At 62.7% G+C, this 26,370-nt stretch carries 23 protein-coding genes and 1 pseudogene; 13 read left to right on the forward strand and 11 right to left on the reverse strand.

Annotated elements, in window-relative coordinates; genetic code table 11:
- Positions 1–36 precede the first annotated feature (36 nt).
- The 8 genes from NGM06_RS18095 to glmS all read left to right on the forward strand — a co-directional run bounded on the left by NGM06_RS18095 (position 37) and on the right by glmS (position 7,251).
- Positions 37–354 carry a 30S ribosomal protein S24e gene (locus NGM06_RS18095; RefSeq protein ID WP_163519934.1) on the forward strand — a complete coding sequence of 106 codons (318 nt, stop codon included), beginning with the start codon at positions 37–39 and terminating at the stop codon, positions 352–354.
- On the forward strand, positions 354–488 hold the full coding sequence (locus NGM06_RS18100) for a 30S ribosomal protein S27ae (RefSeq protein ID WP_163519935.1): 135 nt from the start codon (positions 354–356) through the stop codon (positions 486–488). The genes NGM06_RS18095 and NGM06_RS18100 overlap by 1 nt, the downstream gene beginning before the upstream one ends.
- Positions 489–560: 72 nt before the next feature.
- The gene (locus NGM06_RS18105; RefSeq protein WP_254270054.1) at positions 561–2,156 is read left to right on the forward strand and encodes a bifunctional N(6)-L-threonylcarbamoyladenine synthase/serine/threonine protein kinase; all 1,596 of its coding nucleotides are present in this window, start codon (positions 561–563) and stop codon (positions 2,154–2,156) included.
- Between the two features lie 134 nt (positions 2,157–2,290).
- Positions 2,291–2,530 carry a hypothetical protein gene (locus tag NGM06_RS18110; protein WP_254268297.1) on the forward strand — a complete coding sequence of 80 codons (240 nt, stop codon included), beginning with the start codon at positions 2,291–2,293 and terminating at the stop codon, positions 2,528–2,530.
- 105 nt (positions 2,531–2,635) lie between these two features.
- A complete protein-coding gene (locus NGM06_RS18115; protein WP_163519937.1) occupies positions 2,636–2,911 on the forward strand; it encodes a DUF5808 domain-containing protein in 276 nt (91 codons plus the stop codon).
- Between the two features lie 200 nt (positions 2,912–3,111).
- Entirely contained in the window at positions 3,112–4,035 is a 924-nt protein-coding gene (locus NGM06_RS18120; RefSeq protein ID WP_254268298.1) for an undecaprenyl-diphosphate phosphatase, read from the forward strand.
- Positions 4,036–4,176: 141 nt separating this feature from the next.
- Positions 4,177–5,418, forward strand: coding sequence for a sugar phosphate nucleotidyltransferase (locus NGM06_RS18125; RefSeq protein ID WP_254268299.1), 1,242 nt, complete (start codon positions 4,177–4,179; stop codon positions 5,416–5,418).
- A gap of 42 nt (positions 5,419–5,460) precedes the next feature.
- Positions 5,461–7,251 (forward strand): glutamine--fructose-6-phosphate transaminase (isomerizing), encoded by a 1,791-nt coding sequence (glmS, locus tag NGM06_RS18130; protein ID WP_254268300.1) that lies wholly within the window; start codon positions 5,461–5,463, stop codon positions 7,249–7,251.
- A gap of 47 nt (positions 7,252–7,298) precedes the next feature.
- Here the strand turns inward: glmS and NGM06_RS18135 are convergent, their stop codons facing one another.
- Entirely contained in the window at positions 7,299–8,636 is a 1,338-nt protein-coding gene (locus NGM06_RS18135; RefSeq protein WP_254268301.1) for an MFS transporter, read from the reverse strand.
- Between the two features lie 206 nt (positions 8,637–8,842).
- On the opposite strand from NGM06_RS18135, the gene NGM06_RS18140 reads away from it, so the two are divergent.
- The gene (locus NGM06_RS18140) at positions 8,843–9,424 is read left to right on the forward strand and encodes a carboxymuconolactone decarboxylase family protein (RefSeq protein ID WP_254268302.1); all 582 of its coding nucleotides are present in this window, start codon (positions 8,843–8,845) and stop codon (positions 9,422–9,424) included.
- Positions 9,425–9,490: 66 nt separating this feature from the next.
- A complete protein-coding gene (locus NGM06_RS18145) occupies positions 9,491–10,453 on the forward strand; it encodes an isocitrate lyase/PEP mutase family protein (RefSeq protein ID WP_254268303.1) in 963 nt (320 codons plus the stop codon).
- Between the two features lie 86 nt (positions 10,454–10,539).
- Here the strand turns inward: NGM06_RS18145 and NGM06_RS18150 are convergent, their stop codons facing one another.
- On the reverse strand, positions 10,540–11,010 hold the full coding sequence (locus NGM06_RS18150; RefSeq protein ID WP_254268304.1) for a hypothetical protein: 471 nt from the start codon (positions 11,008–11,010) through the stop codon (positions 10,540–10,542).
- A complete protein-coding gene (locus NGM06_RS18155; RefSeq protein ID WP_254268305.1) occupies positions 11,010–11,513 on the reverse strand; it encodes a DUF4330 domain-containing protein in 504 nt (167 codons plus the stop codon). The genes NGM06_RS18150 and NGM06_RS18155 overlap by 1 nt, the downstream gene beginning before the upstream one ends.
- Positions 11,514–11,688: 175 nt before the next feature.
- On the opposite strand from NGM06_RS18155, the gene NGM06_RS18160 reads away from it, so the two are divergent.
- Complete coding sequence (locus NGM06_RS18160) at positions 11,689–13,080, forward strand: sulfatase-like hydrolase/transferase (protein ID WP_254268306.1); 1,392 nt, start codon at positions 11,689–11,691, stop codon at positions 13,078–13,080.
- On the opposite strand, the gene NGM06_RS18165 is transcribed toward NGM06_RS18160, so the two are convergent.
- Positions 13,055–14,443 carry a hypothetical protein gene (locus tag NGM06_RS18165; RefSeq protein ID WP_254268307.1) on the reverse strand — a complete coding sequence of 463 codons (1,389 nt, stop codon included), beginning with the start codon at positions 14,441–14,443 and terminating at the stop codon, positions 13,055–13,057. The two genes, NGM06_RS18160 and NGM06_RS18165, sit on opposite strands and share 26 nt — an antisense overlap.
- Positions 14,444–14,561: 118 nt before the next feature.
- Here NGM06_RS18165 and NGM06_RS18170 point away from each other — a divergent pair, with 118 nt between their 5' ends.
- Positions 14,562–15,695, forward strand: a complete 1,134-nt coding sequence (locus NGM06_RS18170) for a glycosyltransferase family 4 protein (protein ID WP_254268308.1) — start codon at positions 14,562–14,564, stop codon at positions 15,693–15,695.
- Between the two features lie 72 nt (positions 15,696–15,767).
- Here the strand turns inward: NGM06_RS18170 and NGM06_RS18175 are convergent, their stop codons facing one another.
- Positions 15,768–17,282 carry an oligosaccharide flippase family protein gene (locus NGM06_RS18175; RefSeq protein ID WP_254268309.1) on the reverse strand — a complete coding sequence of 505 codons (1,515 nt, stop codon included), beginning with the start codon at positions 17,280–17,282 and terminating at the stop codon, positions 15,768–15,770.
- A 183-nt stretch (positions 17,283–17,465) separates the two neighbouring features.
- Between NGM06_RS18175 and asnB the strand changes: the two genes are divergently transcribed.
- Complete coding sequence (gene asnB / locus NGM06_RS18180) at positions 17,466–19,283, forward strand: asparagine synthase (glutamine-hydrolyzing) (RefSeq protein ID WP_254268310.1); 1,818 nt, start codon at positions 17,466–17,468, stop codon at positions 19,281–19,283.
- 4 nt (positions 19,284–19,287) lie between these two features.
- Here asnB and NGM06_RS18185 read toward each other — a convergent pair whose 3' ends face one another.
- The 6 genes and pseudogenes from NGM06_RS18185 to NGM06_RS18210 all read right to left on the reverse strand — a co-directional run bounded on the left by NGM06_RS18185 (position 19,288) and on the right by NGM06_RS18210 (position 26,338).
- On the reverse strand, positions 19,288–20,787 hold the full coding sequence (locus NGM06_RS18185) for a sulfatase-like hydrolase/transferase (RefSeq protein ID WP_254268311.1): 1,500 nt from the start codon (positions 20,785–20,787) through the stop codon (positions 19,288–19,290).
- Positions 20,788–20,936: 149 nt separating this feature from the next.
- Complete coding sequence (locus tag NGM06_RS18190; RefSeq protein ID WP_254268312.1) at positions 20,937–22,043, reverse strand: acyltransferase family protein; 1,107 nt, start codon at positions 22,041–22,043, stop codon at positions 20,937–20,939.
- A gap of 422 nt (positions 22,044–22,465) precedes the next feature.
- Complete coding sequence (locus tag NGM06_RS18195; RefSeq protein ID WP_254268313.1) at positions 22,466–23,293, reverse strand: glycosyltransferase; 828 nt, start codon at positions 23,291–23,293, stop codon at positions 22,466–22,468.
- 79 nt (positions 23,294–23,372) lie between these two features.
- Positions 23,373–24,356 carry a Gfo/Idh/MocA family protein gene (locus NGM06_RS18200; protein WP_254268314.1) on the reverse strand — a complete coding sequence of 328 codons (984 nt, stop codon included), beginning with the start codon at positions 24,354–24,356 and terminating at the stop codon, positions 23,373–23,375.
- Positions 24,353–25,449, reverse strand: a pseudogene (locus NGM06_RS18205) (DegT/DnrJ/EryC1/StrS family aminotransferase). Before NGM06_RS18205 ends, NGM06_RS18200 begins: the two are co-directional and overlap by 4 nt.
- Positions 25,450–25,552: 103 nt before the next feature.
- A complete protein-coding gene (locus tag NGM06_RS18210) occupies positions 25,553–26,338 on the reverse strand; it encodes a methionyl-tRNA formyltransferase (RefSeq protein ID WP_254268316.1) in 786 nt (261 codons plus the stop codon).
- Positions 26,339–26,370: the final 32 nt, after the last annotated feature.

Genomic DNA, 26,370 nt, shown 5'->3' on the forward strand with positions numbered 1-26,370 from the left:
GTTCACAGCCAATAACAGAGTAACTGAGCGATACACATGGAAGTTGAAATCCTCTCCGAGGAGCAGAATCCGATGCTCCACCGGTCCGAAGTGCGGTTCCAGATAGTTCACGACGAAGCGACGCCCTCCCGGCTCTCGGTCCGCGACAGTCTCGCGGCGAAGTTGGACAAGGATTCGAGCGAAGTCGTGGTCCACGAGATGAACACCAAGTTCGGAATGCGCAAGACCGTCGGCTACGCGAAGGTCTACGACAGCCCCGAACACGCCCGCGACGTCGAGCAGGAGTACATGCTCGAACGCAACAAGATCGCCGCTGACGCCGACGCCGAACCCGAGGCGGAGGAGGCCGAATAATGGCGCGTAACGAGATGTACGACGACGACGGGACGACCGACAAAGAGACCTGCACCCGGTGTGGCGACGCGTTCCTCGCCGACCACGGCGACCGCCTCCACTGCGGTCGGTGTGGCTACACCGAGTGGAAGTAGGGCGATGCGCCGAGCGGAAGCGAACTGCATCGTGAAAACGCGAACGGCGACGAAGGAGCCGTGAGCGAGCGAATGCGCGTCCTCGGCATCGAGGGCACCGCGTGGGCCGCGAGCGCCGCGGTCTACGACGAAGACGCCGACTCAGTTTTTATCGAAACCGACGCCTATCAGCCCGATAGCGGCGGGATTCACCCGCGCGAGGCCGCCGAACACATGAGCGACGCCGTCCCCGAAGTCGTCGAGACCGCCTTGGCCGAGGCCGACGGCGATATCGACGCGGTCTCGTTCTCGCGCGGGCCGGGTCTCGGTCCCTGCCTGCGGACGGTCGGCACCGCCGCGCGAGCGCTCGCCCAGACGCTCGACGTGCCCCTCGTCGGCGTCAACCACATGGTGGCTCACCTCGAAATCGGCCGCCAGCAGTCGGGGTTCGACTCCCCGGTCTGCCTGAACGCCTCGGGCGCGAACGCCCACGTGCTGGGGTACCGCAACGGCCGGTACCGCGTGCTGGGCGAGACGATGGACACCGGCGTCGGCAACGCCATCGACAAGTTCACGCGCCACGTCGGGTGGTCCCACCCCGGCGGACCGAAGGTCGAGGAGGCCGCGAAAGACGGCGAGTACGTCGAACTCCCCTACGTCGTCAAGGGGATGGACTTCTCGTTCTCGGGCATCATGAGCGCCGCCAAGGACGCGTATGATGATGGGACACCCGTCGAGGACGTCTGCTACTCCCTGCAGGAGAACGTCTTCGCCATGCTGACCGAAGTCGCCGAGCGCGCCCTCTCGCTGACCGGAAGCGACGAACTCGTGCTGGGCGGCGGCGTCGGGCAGAACGCCCGCCTCCGCGAGATGCTCGGCGAGATGTGCGACCAGCGCGGCGCGTCGTTCCACGCCCCGGAACCGCGATTCCTCCGGGACAACGCCGGGATGATTGCGGTCCTCGGCGCGGAGATGGCTCGCGCTGGCGACACCATCTCGGTCGAGGAGTCGGCGGTGGACCCGGACTTCCGGCCCGACCAAGTGGACGTGACGTGGCGGAGCGACGAGGAGTCCGTGGCCGTCTGGCGCGAGAACGGTGCGGAAGTGAAGGGTGCAGAGGCCACCGTCGAAATCGGCGACGAGCGCGTCACGAAGCGCCGCCTGCCGAAGCGCTACCGCCACCCGGAACTCGACGCGCGACTCCGGCGCGACCGGACGGTCCTCGAAGCGCGCCTGACCAGCGAGGCCCGGCGACACGGCGTTCCGACCCCGGTGGTCTACGACGTGGACCCCCGAGAGGGCGTGCTGGTGTTCGAGTGCGTGGGCGAGGCCGACCTCCGCGAGAATCTCACGCCGGACCGCGTGCGCGACGTGGCCCAGCACCTCGCCGCGATTCACGCCGCGGGGTTCGTCCACGGCGACCCGACGACGCGGAACGTCAGGGTCGGGCGACGCGACGGGCCGCCCGGCCCGGACCGGACGTACCTCATCGACTTCGGACTGGGCTACTACACCGACGACGCCGAGGACTACGCGATGGACCTCCACGTCTTCGCCCAGAGCCTCGCCGGGACCTCGGACGACGCCGAGGAGCTACGACGCGAGTTCGAGGCGGCGTACGCCGAGGCGGGCGACGATACGGTGCTGACTCGGCTTCGAGCGGTCGAAGGCCGCGGGCGCTACCAGTGAGGTCTCGGTCCTCATACCGACCGCCACGCGGACGACGACCACCGATGAACGCCTGCGATGGCCGTGGCGGACCTCGCACCACCGCTCCGTCTCGGCCCACCAACTTCTTTCGGGCGGCGGTCGAGTACCTCCCTATGGACGACGAACTCGAGTGTCACGCGGACGGTAGCTTCGAGTACGGCGACCGGGACGGCTATCTGGACGAGGTGGACGGCGGCACGGTCGGCGTCGACTCCGACGGTAGCCTCGTCAACCTGAACGTCAAGGTCACCGAACGCGAGGAGTTCGTACACGCGAGAGCCAAACTCACCCCCGAGGAGGCCCGCGAGGTCGGCGAGTGGCTCCTCGACTTCGCCGACCGCACCGAGGAGTGACTCTCGGCGGACCTCGTTCGAGTCGTCTCGCGGTCCGCCGCGGGAACCGTTCCGCTTTCGACCGTAGCCAAAGCACTTTATCCCTCTCCGCCGTATTTCTCTCACATGGCAGACAAACCTACCACCGGCGAACTGTTCGGCGTTCCGTACAACTTCGAGCGACCGAGCATCGGACGGATGCTCTCGTCGTACTGGAAACCCGACGAGGGGATGCTGGTGGACAAGCCCTTCGGCATCGGCTACACGCTCAACCTCGCCAACTGGCGGTCGTGGATAGTGCTGGCCGTCGCTGGCGCGCTCCTCTGGCACGAGCGCAAGAACGAGCAACAGGAACTGACCGCCGAGGGCGGTCCGGTCGAAGTCGTCGTGGACGACGACTGAGGACGCCGACTCTCTTCCGCCAGTTTCGGTCGATGGTGCTTCGCGACTGTCCAGTCGCTACGCAGGCCCTGTAACAGCGACAGGAAGCGATAGCAGCAGGACCAGAGTTCCCCCGGTCTACAGCGTTCTCTCTCTTGGCGGTCGCCCGAGTGCCGTCGGACTTCCGAGCAGTTATAACCGCGGGCGAACGCCCATCGAATATGAATCGGTCCGCGCTCGTCGCCGTCGCCGCCGGAGCGTTACAGGGCGTCTTCGAGTGGTTACCCATCTCCAGCGAGGGCAACATCACCGTCTTCCTGACCGCGCTCGGGTCCTCGCCCGAGGCCGCGGTCCAGTTCTCGCTGTTCCTCCACGCCGGAACTGCGCTCTCGGCCGCGGTGTACTACCGCGACGAGTTGCGCGACGTGCTGGCCGCGCTCCCCCACTGGCGGCCGGGGTCGGCGTTCGACCCCGGAAACTCGGTCGCTGCGGACGTATCGGACGCTCCGGGTGCCGCGGGCGCGCCGAGCGCGGGCGCAGGAAGCGCGGACCGTCGCGTCGCGAGTGGGCGCGCCGCCAGCCAGCGCCCGACCCTCTCGTTCCTCGGCGTCGCGACGCTGGCGTCCGGCGTCGTGGGCATCGCGGCCTACGCCACGCTGGACCGCGTCGTCTCCGCGCTCACGGGCGGCGCGTTCGTCGCGCTGGTCGGCGTCCTGCTCGTGCTGACGGGCGTCCTCCAGCGGGTCGCCGACGACTTCGAGTTCGGCGGCCGCGAGTCGCCGGACCTCGTCGACGCCGTGCTGGTCGGCGCGCTGCAGGGTCTGGCCATCCTCCCGGGCGTCTCCCGGTCGGGCACTACCACTTCGGCCCTGCTCTTCCGGGGTCACGACGGCCCGTCGTCGTTCCGACTCTCGTTCCTGCTGTCGATTCCGGCCGCGCTCGGCGCTGGCGTACTCGTCCTCCTCGACACCGGCGTTCCGGAGGTCGCGCCGACCGAGGCGGCGCTCGCGCTCGGTACCGCCGCGGTCGTCGGTTACCTCACCATCGACGCGCTGATGCGAGTCGTCGAGCGCGTGCCCTTCTGGAGCGTCTGCGTGGGACTGGGCGCGCTGGCCATTCTCGGAGGCGGCGCGCTGGCGATATAGCGGGAACCGTTCGGCGTACCGACGACCGTCGGCGGTGTCGGCGACACCGGCCGATGCGACCGAGACTCGACTTCGAACCACTTCGGCCGAGCGAGCGCAGGAAGCCGAAAGTTCATGCCCCTTCTTGTCGATGTTTCATCTATGACTGTTCGCGCCGCCGTCGTGCTGGCCGCGGGAGAGGGGACTCGCTTGCGTCCGCTGACCCGTAACCGTCCGAAACCGATGCTTCCGGCCGCTGACAGACCGATTCTCGAACACGTCTTCGACGCGCTCATCGGGGCGGGCGTCGAGCGCCTCCACGTCGTCGTCGGGTACAAGCGCGACCGCGTGCAGAACCACTTCGGGCCGACCTACCGGAACGTCCCCGTCAACTACGTCGTACAGGACAAACAGTTGGGGAGCGGTCACGCCCTCCTGCAGGCCCGCGAGGCGGTCGAAGACGAGGACGGCTTCCTCGTGGTCAACGGCGACCAAGTCATCGAGCGCCAGATGGTCGCCGACGTCCTCGACGCCTTCGAGGAGAATCACGGGAGCGCGACCCTCGCGGTGACCGAGCAGGCCGACGTCTCCCACTACGGCGCGGTCGTGATGGACGGCGACCGCGTGGTCGAACTTGTCGAGAAACCCGAGACCGACGACTACCGCCTGCTCAACGCCGGGGTGTACGCCTTCGCCCCGTCCATCTTCGAGGCCATCGAGGAGACTCCCCGCGTGCGGGGCGAACTCGCGCTGACCGACACGCTGGTCCGGTTGCTCGACGGCGACCGAGACGCATCGGACGGGGAAGGTGCGTCGGACCCGGAGACGACGGTCCGGGGCGTCGTGACCGAGGAACTCTGGGAGGACGCCACCTACCCGTGGGACCTGCTCGACGTGTCCAGCGATCTGCTGGTCCACGGCCGGGTCACCGAACCCGAGCGCGAGGAGTCGGTCTGGGTCGCCGACAGCGCGACGATTCACGAGGACGCCACCCTCCAGGGCCCGGTCGTCGTCGGCCCGGACACCGAGGTCCGACCCGGTGCGGTCGTCGGTCCGTACGCCGCGCTCGGCCGGAACGCCACGGTCGGCGCGAACGCGGTGGTCTCGCGGTCGGTGCTGGACACCGACACCCGCGTCGGTCCCAACTCCACCTTGCTGGACTGCGTGACCGGGCAGGGAGTCTCGCTCGGTGCGGACGCCACGGTTCCGGGCGGACCTGGCGACGTGCGAGTCGGCGATACGGTCTTCGAGGGCCAGCGACTCGGCGCGCTACTTGCCGACCGCGTCCGCGCGGACGGTGACGTGAGCTTCGCCCCGGGCACGCTGGTCGGCCCGAACGCTCACCTCCGGACTGGCGTGACCGTTTCCGAAAATATAAGCGAACACGCCGAGGTGTTTCGATGACATGAACGACGCATCGTGGCGAACGACCGGAGGGGGTCGCTGATGTGCGGCATTATCGGCTGTGCAGGCCGGGGTGACGAGACCCTCGACGTCCTCCTCGACGGCCTCGAAGGCCTCGAGTACCGCGGCTACGACTCGGCGGGGGTCGCGCTCTCGAACGGGAGCCTCTCGGTCTGCAAGCGCGAGGGCGAGATACGCCGCCTCCAGCAGGCCGTCACCGGCGACCTCGTCGGGCCTGTCGGCATCGGCCACACGCGGTGGAGCACCCACGGGCCGCCGAGCGACGCCAACGCACACCCGCACACCGACTGTGCAGGCGACGTGGCGGTCGTCCACAACGGCATCGTGGAGAACTACGCCGACCTCCGGGCGGAACTGGCCGACCGCGGCCACGACTTCGACAGCGACACCGACACCGAGGTCGTCCCGCACCTCATCGAGGAGGAACTCGCCGACGGCGCGACCTTCGAGGAGGCGTTCCGCGCCGCGGTCGCACGACTCGAAGGCAGTTACGCGCTGGCCGCGGTCTCGTCCGGGTCGGAGGCCATCCTCGCCACGCGCCACGACTCGCCGCTGGTCGTCGGCGTCGGCGACGACGCCGCCTACATCGCCAGCGACGTGCCCGCGTTCCTCGACTACACCGACCGCGTGGTCTATCTGGAGGACGGCGAGTTCGCCCGCCTCGAATCCGGGTCGTGGACGGTCTCCGATGCTGACGGTCGTCTCCTCGATAAATCTGTCTCGCGCGTCGAGTGGGACGCCGAGGAGACAGCCAAGAGCGGGTACGACCACTACATGCTCAAGGAGATTCACGAGCAACCGCGCGCGCTCCGGAAGTGCCTACGGGGCCGCGTGGACGAACTGACCGGCGCGGTGGACGTCGAGGCGCTCGACGGGTTGAACCCCTCGTCTGTCCAGTTCGTGGCCTGCGGCACGTCGTACCACGCCGCGCTCCACGGCGCGAGCGCCCTCCGCGAAGCGGGCGTCCACGCACAGGCGTTCCTCGCCAGCGAGTACGCCACCGCGCCCGCGCCGGTCACCGACGACACGCTCGTCGTCGGCATCACCCAGAGCGGCGAGACGGCCGACACCCTCTCGGCGCTGCGAGAGGCCCGGAAGCGGGGCGTCGAGACGCTGGCCATGACCAACGTCGTGGGTTCGACCGCGGCCCGCGAGTGCGACCGGGCGCTGTTCATCCGCGCCGGACCCGAAATCGGCGTCGCGGCCACCAAGACGTTCTCCTCGCAGGTCGTCGCGGCCAACTTGCTGTCGGCCTCGCTGGCCCCGCAGAGCGACGCCCGCGAGGTGGTCGAGGCGCTGCGCGACCTACCGGGGCAGGTTCAGGAGGTGCTGGACTCCTCGCGCGCCGAGCGGGTGGCCGAACAGTTCTTAGACAGCGAGGGCTACTTCTTCGTCGGCCGCGGCTACCATCACCCGGTCGCGTTGGAGGGCGCGTTGAAACTGAAGGAGATAACCTACAAACACGCCGAAGGCTTCCCGGCTGGCGAACTGAAGCACGGTCCGCTCGCGCTCGTGACCGAGGAGACGCCGGTGTTCGCGCTCGTGACCGGCAACGGGACGGAGGCGACGAAGACCGTCGGAAACGTGAAGGAAGTCGAAGCGCGGGACGCGCCGGTAGTGACGGTGACCGACGGGGTCTCGGACGTCGAGCGGTACGCAGACGCGGTACTGGAGATACCCGAGACGCATCCGCGAGTGGCTCCGGTGTTGGCGAACGTGCAGTTGCAACTGGTCGCGTACCACGTGGCGAAGAAACTCGGTCGGAGTATCGACAAACCGCGTAATCTGGCGAAGAGCGTTACCGTGGAGTGAAATTCGGACGATCGCTCTCCGCTATAGCAGTTGGTCCTGTTCGTCTCTCAGTCGCCGGTCGTGGTCTCGGCGTCGGTGGCCTCCTCACCGAACACGTAGACGCTCTCGCTGAGCAACAGCACGATAGGAATCGCCGAGAGGAGGACGAAGCCTGCGAGGGCGAGGAAGACGGCTCTGAGTCCGGTACTATCGGCGAGGTAACCGACGATCGCCGGCGATGCGGAACTCGCCAGTAGCGCTCCCGTCCAGATGTAGCCGAACGCTCGCCCCTCCAACTCCGGGGGAGCGATGTCGCTGACGAGCGAATCGCGGGCGGGGTTCATCCCGTAGAGGCTCACGCCGAGCAGCATCAGCACGACCAGGAGCCCGATCGGTGAGAACGTCCCGACCGCGAGCACGCCGAGCACGCCAGCGGCGACGACCAGATAGCCCACGAGCACCTTGCGACTGTCGTAGGCGTCGACCAGCCGACCCGTGGCGAGCTGGCCGACACCGGCGACGATCAGCAGCGCGGAGTAGTAGAAGCTCGCGGTCGATTCCGGGGTCAACTCGACGCCGAGCGCCGCGAACGAGTAGCCGTAGACGCTCGCCAAGAACTCCGGCAGAAACACCGTCACGCCGGTGGCTGCGGTGATCTGGACGGCGAAGTAGGCGAACACGGCGAGCAGCGGATAGACGTACAGTCGGCGGTCGCGCTCCCAGAGTGCCCCGAGTCCGTCGACGCCGTCGTCCGTGTCGACCCGTCTCCCCGCGGGTCGCGTTTCGAACGCGCCGAGCGCGACGAAGAGTAGAACGGCGTAGGCGACTCCGAAGGTACCGACGCCGAGGAGGATGCGGTCCCAGGTAAGCACGACGAGTAGCCCGCCGACCAGCGTGGGAGCGACCCCGTCGCCGAACTTCGAGGCGCTGCCCCACATCCCGAGCACCGTTCCCTTGTTCGACTCGTCGACGTTCGCGGAGATGAGCGGATAGCCGGTCGGGTGTACGGTGCTCGACCCGATGCCGACCGCGAACATCGCCGTGAGTAAGACCAGAAACCGCTCGTCGAGGGTGACGCCGGCGACCGTCAGCACCTCGGTCGCGGCGGTGAGACCGGGAGCGAGTGCGAACGTGACGACACCGAGCCCGGCGACGGCGAACCCGAGCGGGAGGAGATACCGCCTGTCGTAGCGGTCCGAGAGCACGCCCATCGGCGCCTGTCCGACCGCGGAGCCGAAGGTCCGCACGCCCATCAACAGCCCGAGTTTCCAGAGCGGATACCCGAACGCGACTACCCAAACCGGAATCAACGGCGGAAAGAGGCGCTTGAGGAGGTGGTCCATGCCGTGGACGCCGCTGACGAGCAGCGCGAACGCCCGCTGTTTATCGCCGAACTCCGCCAGCATGGCGAATATACCTCGTCCCTATTCCGGAGAGCAACTTAACCGTTGGTCCCTACACTACCGAACTGTCGACGCCGAGACACTCATCAGTGAGTACGGTAGCAGGCCCGAGGTCCAGTCTCTCCCTCTCGCGACCACGCTCGGCTCTCATTCCGTCTCCGCGGTCTCTGCACCCCCATACTTATTCACCCGGGAAGGGACGTGATTACATGGCACGGATACCGTACGTCGACCAGGAGGAACTGCCCGTAGACAAGCAGTCGCTGCTCGATACGCTGTCGGACGAGACGGACCCGAGCGAGGACCGCGGCCACTCCCTGCGAGGCGGGACCCTGAACGTGTATCGCGCGATGGCTAACAACGTCGCCCTCTTGGAGGCGTTCCAGACGTACGGGTCGGCCGTGTGGGACGAGAGCGGGTTGTCCCCTCGCGAACGGGAGTTCGTGATTCTGTCGGTCGCGTTCCGCACTCGCTCGCGCTACGAGTGGCACCAGCACGTCCGCGTCGCGCTCGACGAGGGCGTGTCACCCGACGACGTTCGAGCGGTGTCCAGCGGTGACCACGACCGATTGGAGCCCGAAATCGCGGCCATCGTCGACTATGTGGCCGAGTTCGTCGACGGGTCGGTCGACGACGCAACTCACGACCGAATCACCGCCCACTACGACGACGAGGAGGTCCTCGGCATCGGGATGCTCGCCGGTACCTATCTCGGCCTCGCGCGCGTCCTCGATGCGCTCACGGTCGACACCGAGGTCGAGTTCGTCGGGTGGGACCTGGAGAACCTCTGAGCTCTCTGCCGGCGTCCTCGGCGACTGGTCGCCCATCGTTATGACGCCGGAGAGTGAAACGCCGCTATGCACGGCGACACGCTCCGCGAACTGATCGAGTCCGACGACCTCCTCCGGTGTCCGGGCGTGCACGACCCGCTGACGGCGACCATCGCTGACCGAGTGGGGTTCGATGCCCTCTACATGACCGGCTACGGCACGTCCGTCTCGAAGGTGGGCTACCCGGACGCGGGACTCGTCACGCTGCCGGAGATGGTCGAGAACGCCAAGCGCATCCGGGAGCGCGCCTCGGTTCCGGTGATCGCCGACGCCGACACCGGCTACGGCAACGCCACGAACGTGATCCGGACCGTCCGGGAGTACGTCGACGCCGGAGTAGCGGCCATTCACATCGAGGACCAGACGGTGCCGAAACGGTGCGGCCACACCGAAGGCCGACAGGTAATCCCGAGGGACGAGGCGGTCGGGAAGATCAGAGCGGCCGCCGACGTCCGAGACGACCGCGACTCGGATCTGGTGCTGATCGCCCGGTCGGACGCACGCGGTGCGACGGGCGGGTCCCTCGACGAGGCCATCGACCGGGCCAACGCCTACGTCGAGGCGGGCGCCGACGTGGCGTTCGTCGAGGGCCCGACCGACGTCGGCGAACTCGAACGTATTGGGGAAGCGGTCGATGCGCCATTGCTCTACAACTGCGTCGGGGATATCGGCACGTCGCCGTACGTCGCCCCGGAGACGTTGGCGGACTTCGGGTTCGATATCGTCATCTATCCGCTCGCGTCGACCCTGGCGACCGTCGAGTCCGTCTACCGTCGGTTCCGGGCGTTCGAGACCGAGGGGCAGTCCGCCCTACGAGACTTGGACGACGCCGTCGCGGACGCGGGTATCGACGACCTCCACGAGTTCGTCGGCTTCCCCGAGGTCGTCGAGTGGGAGCGCGAGTACATGCCCGCGGCCGAACAGGCGAAATACGACGACTCTCTGGGCGATTCGATTACGGGAGACCGGGACACGACTACCGACGAATGAGTGGCGGCGTGAGCGTCGGAACTATGGGTTCCGGTTACGCCGCGTTTCGACTCTAGAATCGCTGTGAATTCGACTCCCGAGAGTCACTACTCCCGGCGGTCTTCAGGTGGCTTCGGCGGCTCTAACACGCTCCGGAGTAGGTGAACCGTCTTCGACTCCGTAATCCACCCCTGCCTCACGGCGGTACAAAGTCGTTCCGTGACTCGGGCAACGAGTGACCCGTGCCACGTCCGCTGGACGACCGGGCTTATTCGGTGGAAGAGCGCGATGAAGGGGCCGACAGTGTAGGTGTCTCGGAGGTCGATAACGATTACCTCGGGTTCCGGTTCCTTCGTAAGCCAGCGGTAGCAGAGGGAGTGGTGCGTCCAGCGTACAAGTGTTCGAATAATTCCTGCGACCCCCGACGTATCGGTCGCAACTTCGAGGGCGTTCGTGGAGGTTCCAGTTGTCCTTACGAGCCACGACGCTGCGAGCCACGCCCGAAGTCGGAGTACGGCAGTGCAGATGAATCCGACGAGGGTCGAGTCGTCGGCGATGCGTCGGGTATCAGTCGTCATCAGTTCTCGTTCGCGATGCCCGTGACGGTTCCCTCCACGGTGACTTGGCCGAAGTCCAGCGTGAGTTGGCGACCGACTTCGAGCGGCTTATCCCCGAACGTGAGGTCGTCCTCCGTTGTCGTGGTATTGAGCGAGACACGGAGCGTGACAGTTTGCTTGCGCGGGTGTTGCTGTTCGTGGAGAGTCCCGTCTTGGGCCGTAACGACGACCTCGGTCGGTCTGACTGACTTGTTCTCGACAGCAGTGATGCGGTCCGTGTCGATGGGACCTTTCGGGATGGCATCGGCGACGTAGGGCTGGATACCGGTTATTTCCAGGGTGACAATGGTAGTCGTATTGGTCGAGTTGTCTGTCAGTGCCTCTGGCGCGTTAGTGGGTTGGTCATCGGCCCCAAGTACAAATGTCGTCCCTGCAGCGACGACTGCGAGGACGAACAGGACGGCGAGCGCATCGATGATGTTGACGGTACCGAAGAATCGGCCCTTGTCGTCGATCAGGTCCATGGATGTTCGAGGTAGGCGAACCCTGGTTACTCCGGTTGCTAAACTGTTGTGTTTTAACCCGATGGACGACCCAGGGTCGAATCCAGTTGGTCTGACGCTTCCCGGCTTCTACGTCCTGATACTGCTAGGCACGTAAAAACGAGAGACTTTTGTCTCCGTGTCGAAACCCTCCTCTATGAGCGACGCACCCAACGTAATTTTTCTCTCGGCCGACTCACTCCCGCAGAAGTCCTTCTCTAAACAGGCAAAGCACATAGCCGAGATGACGGAGGGAACGGTGTTCACGAACGCGGTGGCGACCGCGTCGGACACCAACTCGGCGATGCCGGGGTTAGCCGCCGGCGTGTTCTCCGACACGGTCCCGGGGTGGGGACTGCCAGACGACGGAACCGCACCACGGACCGTCTCCCGGACGCTCCAATCCGAGGGGTACGACTGCGGTCTCTGGACGGACAACTTCCTGTTCGGCGAGGAGTACAACTACACCGACGGGTTTGAGTTCGGCAACGCGGGCAAACCCACGTGGAAGAAAACTGCCGTGAACGTAATCCGAGATAACTTCCCCGACGCCGCGTTCCGCGCCGCAGAAGTCACCTACTTCCGCCTGTTTAAGCCGCTGTTGAGTGCGGTCCGCTCGACCGAGTCCTTCTACCTGACTGCGGAGGAGCTCAACCAGGAAGCACTGGAGTGGGCTCGGACGTGGGACGACGGCCAGCACTTCCTGCGCGTCCACTATATGGACGCCCACCACCCGTACGAACCCCCCGTGGAGTACGTTCGGGACGTGGTAGAGGAGACTGGCTTCTCCCGGTCTGAACTCGGTAAAATCAGTAGAGAGCGCATCAAGACTAACGGTGAGGACGTCACGGACGCCGAACTTGACGCCATCCGCTCGGTGTTCGACGCGAGCTGTCGGTACCTCTATGACGAGGTCGCGGAGTTGATAGCCGACCTCGTCGACTGTGGCGCGTATCGCCCCTCAACGGACGTGCTCGTTTTCACGGCCGACCATGGCGAGGCCCTTGATCCCCAGAAACACCGGATGATGGGTCACGTGCCGCCAGCCTTCTGGGAGGACGTGGTCAACGTCCCACTCGTCGTCAGCGTCCCCAAGTGGTCGCGCGACCGCGTCGACCGACAGGTGAGTCTCATCGACCTCGTCCCCACGATACTCCGCGCGGTCGACATTGACCCACCCGAATCGGTCGAGGGACGACCCGCCGAGCGACCGGAGGATATGGTCCGGGAGACGACGACATTCGTCTCCGAGTGGCGTAGCGACGACGGCGACGCGTGGCGCAGATACCGCGGCGTCCGAACCGAGGATGCGAAAGTCTTCGGGGCGCGACTCGGCGACGACGACGTGTGCGTTTCCACGGTGTTGGACGACTCCGGGGAGACGCTCAGCACCATCTCCGAACGACAACCCAGTGCCGACCTCACTGACGCTCACCAGAAGTTACTGGCCGAAATCGAACCGCGCGGCGGCCTGCTGTCTGAGGGGACCGACAAGGACTTTGACGCGGACGTGGAGGACCACCTCAGGAATCTGGGCTACGTGGAGTAGGCGCACCGCGGGGGAGCATGACTGCAACGATTATCAGGAACCCGAACCCGTTCGTAAGTATCGCCACTATCGGATCGCTGTTGGCAAACGTCATCACATACCCAGTTAACAGTACGCCGGTGAACCTTATTCCTCGATTTCGGGATGCCGAATCGTATAGCCATAGCAGGGCGATCAAGATGATGGTGAACGCCACGATTCCTGCGACGTCGAACTGCGCGTATCCGGTGGCCCAGAGGTTGGCATTGACCCGCCGTCCGGGGTCGTTGAAGAAGTGTTCGCCGATGAGGAACGGTACGGGACGGTCGAACGGGTACTCAAAGAAGGGACTCCCGAATATCCGGTCCGAGAGGAGCACGAGCTGCTTGTTACGGAAGTACTCGTAGTAATAGCTCACGTGGACGCCTGGAGTGATGATGAACCGTCTCACGAGCGTCAGCGGTCGATATATTCCCATGAAGGCGTCGACGGCGAAAGACAAGACCATGAACAGACTGAGTCCGGACACGGTGTAGGTCGGGAAAAGGCTAGTATCGCCGCTCAAACAGACCCACAGGACGACGAACGCAACGGGAAGGAACAGGGCCGACTTGTATGCGGTGATGGAGTAAATCATGAGGAGGCCAACGGTCGCAAAGAGCACGCTCCTCCCGTCCCGGTAGACGAATCCGATAGCTAGCAACGCTGGCATCGCAATCAAGTAGAACCACCGGACGGAGTACACGGCGATTCTGCGTTTGAGGTTCGAGAGTGTCGCTAGCCGCGCGGAGTACGCCGCCCGTACCTCGTACACCTCCTTGAAACTGTGAACCTCGAAACTGATGCTGACGAATGTGTGGATTATCGTCACGAACAGCACGACACTAAGCAGGAGAAACACCCAGAAGCGACGGACGCCGCTTTGACGGACGGTCTCTTTCAACCGTCGTGTACCGGGGTCAAGTCCGGTGAGGGGAATCCTGTGGATACTGGCGAGTAGTACCATCGCCACAAAAATCGCGGACAGCGTCGGTAGCTGGCGAAACTCAAATCCGGAAGTCAAAAACATCATTAGCATCGTCGGAACGTAAATGACGAAGTAGGCATACCACACGATGACATACGATGGACGGGGCAGTTCCTTCGAGAATAACGGGAGCGGGAGATAAACGGCGACATAACTGAAGGCGAGGACGGTCAGACTCGGCAGTTCAACCGAGAATGACTCGGCCGGGAAGTGACCAGTGTCCATGTACAGCGCCGAACTGAGGATGAGACTGGCGTACACCGAGACGAGAAGCGGGAGGAGATACGGCGTTCCGGAAACGTAGCGATCTACGCTCTGCTTTCCGGCTTCGACAAGACGGAGAGAGCGAGCCAGCATATAGCGTTGAGACTGACCTTCCGGATATAGGCCTTACGAAGCAGGCTGGAATCGGGAGTGGCTGTCACGACCTATACCAGAAGCTAAATACGCGTACCATCACTTACCTCGGTACAGTATGACCACGGTGTGTATCCTCTCGACCGCCCATTATACTTTCGACCCTCGCATCTTCTATCGGGAGTCGAAGGCGTTGGCCGACGCCGGATACGACGTCACGTTCGTCACTCACCACCCTGAGGACGAGACCCAGAAAGGCATACGGATTCGGTCCCTCGGGAGCGCAGACACTAGAACGGAGCGGTGGGTGGACGTCTGGTCGGCGTACAGGGTGGCCACCGAACTCAACGCCGACGTCTATCACTTTCACGACCCGGAACTTGTCCCCGTCGGCATACTACTGAAACTGACCACCGACGCTAAAGTCGTGTACGACGTCCACGAGGACTACGACACGGTCATCACGCGCCGCGACTGGATTCCCGACCCTGTTTCCGTGCCGCTGGCGAAACTCTTTCCGTTTGTTCAATCGGCCTTCTCGCAGCCGTTCGACGCGATCGTCCCCGCGACCGATTGGATAGAGGACCAGTTCACCGAACGCGGTCACGAGAACGTCCACCTCATCCGGAACTTCCCGCGCATTGGCGATATCACGATTTCCGACCCGCCCGTCGAACCGAGGGCAGATCTCACGATGGTTTACGTGGGTTCGTTCGGGGGTAACCACGGCTTGATGCGGATGATCGATCTCGTGGAGGAAACCCGCGAGCGCGGTATCGATTCGGAACTCTGGGTCATCGGCGGATTCAACAAGCCGTCGTTCGAGGCCAATGTAAACGACCGCCTCGAGCGGTCAGCCCACGGCGACCGCGTTCAGCTTCTCGGCTACGTCGACTACGAGGACATCTTCTCGTACCTCTCGACGGCCGACCTCGGTCTGGCGCTGGCCGACAAGGAACTGTACGAGTACTGCGTACCGAACAAGGTCTTCGAGTACCTGGCCGCCAGTACGCCGGTGATGGTGACCGACACCGTGGGAATGCGCCGGTACCTTCCCGATGACTGCGGTTTCAGGGTCGACGCGTCAAACACGTCCGGACAGGCCGACATCGTCGAGCGGTTCACCGGGAACGTCGAGGGTCTCCACAAGATGGGCGAAAACGGGCGCGACCGCGTCAAGTCGGAGTACTGCTGGGACCAGGAGAAAGAACGACTCTTGGACCTGTATCGCGGCCTAACCGGCGGACCGTAGCCGCGTACCAACGTTCGCAGCCGGTCTCTTGTTCCTACAGTTCCTGTTGTAGTGTCGCCCCTCGCTCGACGGCTATCTCCGCACGAACCGATGGACGAAACGGAGGTCGACGCCGAGTTTGTCCTCCATATACGAGACGAGTAGCAGGTCCTCGGTTTCGAGACAGGTGACGACCGCGATCGCACAGAGGACTCCCGCGAGCGAGAGCGCGTACACCGGAACCAGCACCCGCGGCCGAACGTTGACGACGGCCTTGAGCAGGTACATGAACAGGATCGCACCGGATAGCGTGAGAAACAATCGGTAGGATCCCACGGTGAACGGCTTGATGGAAAACCGCCTCCAGAGAATCCCGTTCACGTAAAGGTTCTGGATGGTGAACGAGAGAGCCGAGATGACGGCTGCGCCTTCGATCCCGTACACCGGGATGAAGACGACGTTAAAGACAACATTGAACACGAATGCCGCGGCGTTGCCGACGAAGACCGTTCGAGTGTCCCCGAGCGCCGACAGGGTTTCGATGTTCCGACCGAAGAATGCGTTGACGAAGAACCCTGCCGCGAGGACGACAAGCGCGAGCGTGGCCGGCCGGTAGGATTCCCCGAACAGCAACGCGAGGACAGTCTCGGGATACACCAACAGGAGTGCCAGTAGCGGGAACGTCACCACGACTATCCACTTCGTCGTCATCTGGTACACCCGCTCCATCGAATCACGCTTGGAGTTTGCGTCGAGCCGCGACGCGACTGGGAGGTAGAGGTACCCGAAGGCCCGAAGGACGATCAGTAGACCGTGAGCTAACGGATACGCGGCATTGTACAGGCCGGCCGCGAACGACGTCGAGAGCAGGCCAAGGAGGAGCGTGTCGGTCCGGAGCAACATCACGTCGAAGATCGACGAGAGCATCAGCGGCACCGAGAACCGAACTAGTTCGTTCACGTCCGTCTCCACCGGGCCGACTAGCGGCACGAGTCGATGGAGCAGGAGCGCGCCGAGCAGGAACGCCGCGGCGGACGCGAACAGGTACGCCTGTCCGACGGCGGCGCTGCCGACCCCGGCGAGCAGCAGGACGGTCAGTAGCAGTATCCGCAGCCCCGGATAGAAGGCGTCGTTTACGAGAACTCTGAAGTTCGTGTTTTCCATCCCTCGGATTCCGGCGACCACGATGCGAAGGCCGACGACGAACGGGACGGACAGCAGTAACAGTTGCACCGTCGCGTGGCCAACCTGCCCGTCAAGGAAGTACTCGGTGAGCACTCCCGCGTTGGCTACAAGCAGAATCGTGACTACCGCCGAGAGTGCCAGCGAGATACTGGTCCCCGACCACCACGTCCCCCGCTTCACTGCGGGGTCCTCGTCACGGGACATGTATCGGGGGACGCCCTGAACCAGTCCGAACAATGATGCCACGACGCAAACGGACATGAGCGATAGCAACACGCTCACCTCACCGTAGACGTCCACGGAGAGGAACCGACCGATGATGACCCGTTCCAACAGCTTCGACCCCGCCCCGAACAGGGTTCCGACGAAGACGAGCACGGCGCTCGAAATGAGCCGTTCGAGTTCACTACTGGCGTCCGACATCTCCTATCAGTTACCTCCGACTCCGACGTGGTCGCGGATATCACCCCATCATATTCGTAACTGCCTCATTACGCTTGTGGAATGTCTTTTCCCCGTGTCACGGCCGATGACAGCTAGTATAGGCTGTCTATCTCTGGTTTTAGCTTCAAAGCGCTTATTATCGGTCGGTCGCTGGTGAACAGTATGTGTGGAATCGTCGCCTTGTCCTGGGAGGACGACGACCTGATTTCGGAGATGAACGCCTGTCAGGACCATCGGGGTCCGGACGATTCTGGTCGCCTCGTCTCAGACGGCGTCTCCCTTGGGCATCGGCGACTGTCGATCATCGACTTGTCCGCAGAGGGCAACCAGCCCATGCGGTCGAACGACGACAACGTCATCGTGTACAACGGGGAGGTCTACAATTATCGGGAGATCCGAAGCGAACTGACTGATCGCGGTTACACGTTCTCGTCCGACACGGACACGGAGGTTATCGTCAACGCCTACGACGAGTGGGGTCCTGAGTTCCTCGACAGGGTCAACGGGATGTTCTCGTTCGTCGTGTTCGATTCGTCTACCGACGAACTGTTCGTCGCCCGCGATCACGCGGGCATCAAGCCGCTGTATTACACCGAGGTGGACGAGGGCATTGCATTCGCCTCGACCCCGAACTCGCTTCTGAAGCTCAAACCGACGTTCGAGATAAACGATCAAATCGTCCGGGACTATCTGCTGTACGGCGACACTGTTTCTGAGCGTGAGACGTTTTTCGAGGGGATACACTCGTTCCCCAAAGGCCACTACGCCCGCATCGACGTCGACGACCCCACTATCGAACCGACTGAGTGGTGGCGTTTCGAAGGAGAACGGGAGTTCGGGGGCGACTACGAGGCGGCAGTCGAGGAGGTCCGCGATCGATTCTCCGCGGCGGTCAAGCGACGGCTGGTGAGCGACGTTCCGGTCGGATCCTGTCTGAGCGGCGGTATCGACTCCTCGGCAGTCACGGCCACCGTCGAGGACGGTATCGAGACTTTCTCAGCTGTGTATCCGGGATTCGAGAAGGACGAAGAGGAGTACGTCGACGTGATGGCGTCCGAGAAGGACATCCGGACGAACAAGGTCCACCCCACCGCCGAGGACTTTCTCCAAAAGTTCTCCGATTACGTCCGGGCGCTCGCCGAACCCCCCAACACGCCATCGTCGTTCGCACAACACCTCGTGTTTGAGCGCGCGAGCGAGGAGGGGGTTCGGGTCCTCCTTGACGGACAGGGTGCTGACGAGATTCTCGCCGGATACGACGACTTCTTCTCGTATTATCTCATGGGACTACTGAGCGACTGGCGACTCAGCGACGCAGTGACCGAGACGCTGAAGATGCTCTCGAAGGAGGGTGCAAAGAACAGGCTCGGGCTGATCGCGATACGATCGCTCCCCATACGGCTTCAGCAACGACGGTACGTCTCCCGGGTGCCTATCGACGAGGACCTGCTGGCCGAGACCGACCAGTCGCAACTGCTCACCAAGATCTCCAACATCGGGTCGCTTCAGGACGCACTCCAATTCCGCTTCGACACTACGCTCCCGAAACTCCTTAAGTACGAGGACCGCAACTCGATGTGGTTCAGTCGCGAGGGCCGCACCCCCTTCCTTGATCCTGAGTTGCTAGACCTTATGGCATCGTTACCCGAGTCCTACATCATCGCCGACGGCGAGACCAAGGCCATCTTCAGGGACGCGATGGATGGCACAGTCCCCGACGAGATACTCTCGCGCACCGACAAGATCGGGTTCGAGACGCCCAGCGAGCGCTGGTTGTACGACGACGGCGTGAAGGCGCTGTTACAGGACTGGTTCTTGGATGCCGAACCGTATTGTAGCAGGTTCGTTGACCTCCCCGAGGTTCGGCAAATAGTCGCTGACGTCCTGTCCGACGACGACGTCAACGACAAAATCATGTGGCGCGTGATCTTTCTCGAAGCGTGGTACCGCGAGTTCGAGGACGTGTTGGCACTCGACTGACGCGCTACATGTACCCGAGAGCTTCCAGTTGTTCGATCTCCTCGTCCGAAAGCTCGTCCTCCGAGACGTTTCCCTGGAGTTCGGCCAGCGCGTCACGACAGGCGTCGACCGCGGTCGAAGGTGCGTCCGAGAGCGGTCGTTCGTCCCCGCGGTGCCACGCCCACTCCTCGCCCGTCGAATCGAGGACAACCCGCCAGTCGCCACGGTACGCGACGACACTGTGTTCCGAGACCCGGTCAGCTAGCGACTCCGTCGGCACGTCTGGGTACTTCTCGTACAGTTCCTCGCCACCGACGACCGGATACTCACTCAGAACGACGCCGTCGGACGGCGATAGCGGCCCATAGCGGTCGCCGCCACTCCTCAAGAGTTCGCCGCGGCCGTCGGTCAGGAGGCCACAGAGGTCCTTGATGGAGACGTACTCCTCGACGCACTCGCCGTCGAGGTCGGGATGGCCGATCACGAGCGGAACGCGGACGAGGTCGTCGCTCACCGACCCTTCGTGGCCGATCCGCCGGCGACCCATCGCGTCCACGTTGCCGAGGTTCTCGGCATGGTCGGCGGTTATCACGACGAGCGTGTTCTCCCGCAGTCCGTTGGATTCCAGTGCCGACAGTATCCGGCCGAGGTGGCGGTCGACGGATTCGACCTCGCCGGCGTAGAGCCGCCGTATGGTCCGGAGGTCCTCTTCATCGATGCCGTCACCGCCCTCGACGCGTTCGACGAACTGCCACGGGTCGGCGACCTCCTCATCGAGTCGCGTCAGTTCGTCATCGTCGACGACTTCCCCGACATGTTTACGCTGGAGGTCCGACGGCGGGTCGTACGGTCGGTGACAGTCCATGTAGTTGGCGAAGATGAAAAAGGGGTCGTCGGCCTCCGAGTGGGATTCGATGACGTTCGTTATTCTGGCGGTGTTGCTCTCGGAGTCGTACGATGTCGATTGCTTGAATCCCGACACTGGTAACTGCTGCAGGAACTCATAGTTGGAGCCAAGATGCGAGGTGGCCACGTTCAGGAAGTTCCGAAGACTCTTGTAGGGTTTGTCGTGTCCAAGCGCCCTATAGAGGGTCTTCGCCGCGACCATCGGCAACGAGTTGCCCTCCTCCTGTAGCGACTTGGCGACGTACCTGACCGAAAGTCCAGAGTCGTAGAGGAGGCTGTTGCGAGTGTCGTAGAACTCGTCGAACGAGACGTCGAAGCCGATCCTGGGGCTGGCGAAGCCGTTGCCAGAGACGCCATAACAGTCGTACCCGTCTCGTTTGAGGTGTTCGACGAGCGGTAGCCGGGAGACGGTATGGTTGAAGCGGTGAACGCCGTGTTCGTGGGGGTACTCGCCGGTGAAGAGTGAGACGTGCGAGGGTAGCGACCACGTCGCGGGTGCGACGGCGTTCTTGAAGAAGAGGTTCCGTTCAGCGAGAGACGAGAGATTCGGGGCATGCTCCGCGGCGTAGTCGAGTCTCGCGGAGTCCCAGACAAGCAAGAGCACGTTCGGGTGGGTCATATCTCTGCTTCTGTCGTTCCCTCTATTTTAGCGTTCTTGTATCTCGAGCACAGTTTTCTGTAATAGTGTTCCCGTAAGGTAGTACATGTTCTACAGAATGCGTCGTTTCTAACTACTACACAGCACACTAATTAAATTTCACATGTGTGTTACTCAAGTTCCTTCCAACGGAATGCCGAAGAAACGAACGTTTCGACCAGTCGGAGTTGTCGCTCTACGCGTGTCGTGACCCACTTGAAGATGACCGTAAGTGGTACACTTACTAAGATAGCCACGATGTATCCGAGATAGCTGTGGCCGTTAACTAAGATATCTACGTTATAACCAATACGGAAAACAGCCATCTGAACGATGTACAGATGGTACGACGAGTCACCAAACCACTGCAAAATTTTGATTTCAGGCTGGTACCGTTCGAAAAAGTAGATTCCGAGAAGGAAAAAAGCAAAGACGTAGATGATGCTCATATCAACGATAGCAACTTCACGTAGAGAGAGGGAGTGCGCGGTCGACCAGCCGCCACGCCCCTCAGTCCATCCCATTACGTAAAAACTACCTGCGACGAGACTTCCCAAGATTGGAAAAAGGCGGTTATCCGTAAACCGTGTCCGCCACTCATCGACGGCGAGAACCGCGCCAGTAGCGAGACCGAGCGCGAGATGCGGAAGGTAATTCAAGACGAGTGTTTTCACGTGCCAGTGGTCACTTCCGGGTAGTGGTGAGAGTAATGCGATGAACAGTTCCTTGTGAAGGTGGTAAAGGTTGTGTGAGAGGAACGCGAGTGGAATGAATGTGAAGACAAGGATGGTATGATAAGATGGGCGAGACGTAAGGACGTAGTAGATGGCAGGAAAGAGAACTGCCCAAGTGAGATATGGCGGGAGGAAAGACGCGCCAACACCAAAGTTGATGAGATTACCGGTGAGCCAGAGAGGGACCCTTTCGAGGTAGTTCCATCCCGAGAGGGACGGATGGAATTGGAAGGCGACCACGTAACTTAGGATGACGAAGGGGATAGAGACGTAAAGTGGAAGAAAGAGACGGTAAGCACGTGCCTGATAGTATTTTACAGAATTGAAGTTTTTGTGAAGGTAAAGCCCGGATGTGAAACCCGAAAGAAGGAAAAATAGTGGGACCGCTTGGAAGATGACAGCTTCATAGAAAACCGGTGGACGTGGGGTGTCGAAAGAGTGAATGGCGAATATCGACAGAATAGCGATACCTTTGAGATAATCGACAGACCGGAATCGTTCCATAACAGATGGGGCTAAGCTAATTGTATAACTGTGTTTCTATACTGGACTGTAAGCCTCTCGGTACCGTTGACCCTCGCTGACCAACTGTCCTGCTTAGCCAGGCCCGATATTGCTCCATAACAAGGGAAAATCGCAGCATCGTCCAAGACTATGGCCGAAAGCGAAGCTACATACCGCTTCGGTGTCGACGGCCCAGTATATGCTGAACGACTTCGGTTCGTCTCTTCGCAGGCTCCTGGACCGCCTCGCCGACCCCGTTCTCCCGGAGGCGTGTCCTCATTGCGAGTTCCCGACCGTCGTGCGCGATGACCGTGAGGAGTGTCCGTGGTGTGGCTGGGGTCCCGATTCGATCCCGGATCGGACCCCGGAGGAGGCCCGGCAGAAACGCCTTGACGACCGATAGGTGCCGCTCGCCGGTCCGGTCACATCCCCGACGACCGGGCTCGGAGCAGGCGTTCGTACATCGTCTTCCGAAAGTCAGTGGGGACGAGTCTGAACAGGAGCCGTACTCCGACGTTCACTGAGGCCACGATCGGACTCACGGTGCCGTCTCGGACGAACTGCCTCTGAAGTCGGATTTCGTCAAGCGCGATGGCGGGGCCGCGGCTGTCGTGCCAGTCCTCGCCGGTCCGTGCCTTCACCAGCACCTCAGGGACGTTCCGGAGTTGCGCGCCGTTCTGGAGCATCCGGAGCCATAGGTCCCAGTCTTCGCCGTGTTCGATGTCGCGGTAATTGCCGGCGTCGAGGACCGCGTCCCGCCGAAACATCACCGTCGGGTGGTTCATCGGACACCGGACCTTCGCCAACCGGCGGATCTCCCGCAGGCCGGTCGGAACCTTCCGGACACCTCGCTCTGTCCGGAGGTCAGCGTCGTACTCCTGGATGTATCCCCCGACGGCGTCGACCCCGTCGACGCGGTCGAAGAAACCCACTTGCCGCTCAAATCGAGTATCGACACTCACGTCGTCGGAATCCATGATGGCGATAAGGTCGTTCGACGCGGCCTCTACGCCCGTCGCCCGGGCCGCCCCACGACCGTCCGAGGCCGGGACTTCGATGGGTTCGACCACGTCCGGGTGGTTCGCCTCCCAGTCGTCGATGAGCCACCGCTGTTTCGCCCGGACGTGTTCGTCGTAGAGGACGAGCAGCTCGCTCGGCGGGAGCGTCTGTTCGAGTAGACTCTCGACCGCGGCCTCGAACTCGTCGAGACCGTCGTCGGGGTGGATGGCGATGACCGCGGACACGTCCATGAGCGGGTATTCGCCGGACGAGATTTAGTTGTTTGTACTTCGTCGTTCGGGTGCCGTCTCAACCGATTACCGTTGGCGGTTATAGGGTGACGACGCTGTCCGTGTCTGCCGACCGCTCTGCGTGTTCGAGAATCCCGACGGCTTCGGCACCAATGCGTCCCGAAGAGCGCGTTTCGGACCCGGACCGTGACGCTTCGACGAACTCCTCGACCTCCACGCGGAGCGGCTCGCGGTTCTGCACCTCGTGGACGTTCCTGCCCTCTTCGCGGGTGACGAGCGTCCCCTCGCTCTCGACGACGCGACTGTCGTACATCTCGACGACATTGTCTTCGAGGTAATCGATGTAGGCGGCCTTCTCCGAGCCGACGACCGTCAGACTGCGCTCCTTCCCGAAGACGGGGACCTGCCAGGACTCGTTTATCACGCTCGTCGCGTCGTCGTACTCGAGGACCATCGTCACCGTCTCGTCGATGCCTTCTCTGATGATCGAGTCCAGATTGCAGTACAGGTGCTCGGGCCGGCCGTCGAGTAGGTAGTTGGAGATGTCGACGTCGTGAACGGCGAGCGAGTAGAGCGCCCCGGTGGTCGAACGCGGCACCCGGAACGAGAATCGACTGGTGTTCAGGTACTTAATCCGGCCGAGTTCGCCGCGGTCGATGCGGCGCTTGAGTTCCTGGAGCGCCGGGTGGTACCGGAAGATGTGGCCGACTGCGAGCGTGCAGTCGTTCCGATCGGCCGTGTCGACGATGTCCCACGCCTCGTCGCTGCTGAGTGCGAGCGGTTTCTCGACTAACACGTCGATTCCTGCTTCGAGGAGGTTCGTGGCGATCCCGTGGTGAGTGGTCGACGGGGTAGCTAGCGTCACGGCGTCGACCCCTCGGTCGGGGAGTTCGCCGGGGTCGGTGACGTACGGCAGCGAGTACGACTCCGCTAACTCGCTGACCCGTTCCTCGTCAACGTCGCAGAGGACGACCGAATCTATCACGCCCTCCTCGTGGAGTTCAGCCGCCACCCGAACGTGGTTCGTCCCCCAGTATCCGGTGCCGATCACGCCGTAGTTCATCGGTAGTACTCCTCAATCTCGTTGCACACGCGGTCGATTTCTTCGTCGGTTATCCGAGGATGCATCGGTAGCGACAGGATGCGGTCACAGAGTCGTTCCGTCCGTTCGAGTTCCGTGCTTTCGGTGCGGTCGCGGACCGCCGGATGCCGGTGGGCGGCGTCTCATAGTGAACCCCGGTGTCGATACCGTTCTCGTCAAGGTGCTCCCGAAGGACGTCACGGTCCGGAACCTGAATTACGTATAGGTGATAGACGTGGAAGCTGTCGGCCGCCTCGGTCGGGGTGGTGATCTCCGGAATCGAGGAGAGGCGTCGATCGTACTTCTGGGCGGCGGCGTTGCGCGCCTCGTTCCACTCGCGGACGAACTCAAGTTGTCTCCGCCCGACCGCGGCCTTGAACTCGTCGAGTCGATAGTTGAGACCGAGCACCTCGTGGGTCCCGTCTTCGGTCCGCCCGTGGTTCCGTAACGTGCGTGCCCGCCGGGCGATTTGGTCATCATCGGTGATCAGCATCCCACCGTCGCCTCCCACAGTCATGTTCTTCGACGGGTAGAAACTGAAGGCTCCGACGTCGCCGACGGTGCCGGCGATGTGGCCGTCCCGCTCGGCGAAGTGAGCCTGGCATGCGTCCTCGACGACCGCGAGGTCGTAGTCGTCAGCGACAGCCTGTATCGCCTCCATGTCTGCTATCTGCCCATAGATGTGTACTGGTACGATGCCCTGTGGGTTCTCGGCTCGCTCAACTTTACGTTCGAGATCGACGGGGTCCATCGTGTAGGTGTCCGGGTCAACGTCGACGAACACGGGTTCGGCGTCGACCGAGAGCACGGGACTGACCGTCGCGAAGAACGTGTGACCGGGGACGAACACCTGATCACCCTCCCCGATCCCCGCCGCCTGAAGCCCACAGAGGATGGCCGCCGTCCCGCTGTGCAGGCCGACGGCGTGTTCCACGTCGCACGCCTCGGCGAACTCGGCCTCAAATTTCTCAAGACGGTCGCCCTTCACGTATTGGGTACTCTCAAGTACGTCCGCCGCTCGGTCAACGATTTCGTCGTCGACGTAAATGTCGGTGAATGGAACCTGTTCCGTCATGCTTTAACTACGTAATCGGGGATTAGCCTTGGGTCGCTTAAAGACAACGATACCACGAATCGGTGCTGGCGACCCGAAACTCAGGTGACGATTCCTAACGGGGTTAGAGGTCGAGATCCTCGTAGGAGTTCAACGTCAAGTGGATTTCCTGACCGTTGACGACCGTGTACGAGGGCTTGAACGGCGGGAAGTCTAGCGCCCGTATCTTGTCGTACACCGTCTCGAAATCGCCCTTGCAGAGTTCTTTGAGTGGAATCTCCTTCTCGCCGTCCAGACTGCTCTTAGGGTAGAAGTACTGTTCGCCCTCGAACTCCTCTTGGGAGATCCGCATGTCGTGAACCTCGCCGGAGACGATCTTGGGGATCGTCTCCTTGAACAGTTCGACCGACTTTTCGCGGGTCTTCTCGTAGAGCGACCGCGCGGTGTCGGTCTCTGTGATGTCGACGAATTTTCGGTCGACGATGTCGCCAGCGTCGACTTCCTCGGCCATGAAGTGGATGGTGGTCCCGTACTTCCAATGGTCGTCGGCGCGAGCATTCAGTATCGCGTGGCTAAAGACGTTGCTCCCCCGATATCGCGGTAGCTCGGCCTGATGGAGGTTCAGCGCCCCCTCGGAGGGGTGAGAGAGCAATTCTTCCCCGAGGATGTTCGGGTAGTAGACGCTAACGATGTAGTCGATCTCGTAGTCCAGGATTCGGTCCTCGTTCTCGGTCGATATTACCGGGTAGCCGAGATCCGTCGCCACCTCACGCACGGACCCCGACCACCACGAATCGTAGCCTTCGGGGTACGTGACGACCGCACTGACCTCGGTCTCGTCGTGTTCGTACAGGAGTTCCAGACAGGTTTCGCCCAGCGGATGACTGCCGAAGTACCCAATCGTGATCATTTCGCGTTCACCTGAGATATTCAAAGACGACC

The sequence above is a fragment of the Halorussus aquaticus genome (assembly GCF_024218795.1).
GTDB classification, from domain to species: domain Archaea; phylum Halobacteriota; class Halobacteria; order Halobacteriales; family Haladaptataceae; genus Halorussus; species Halorussus aquaticus.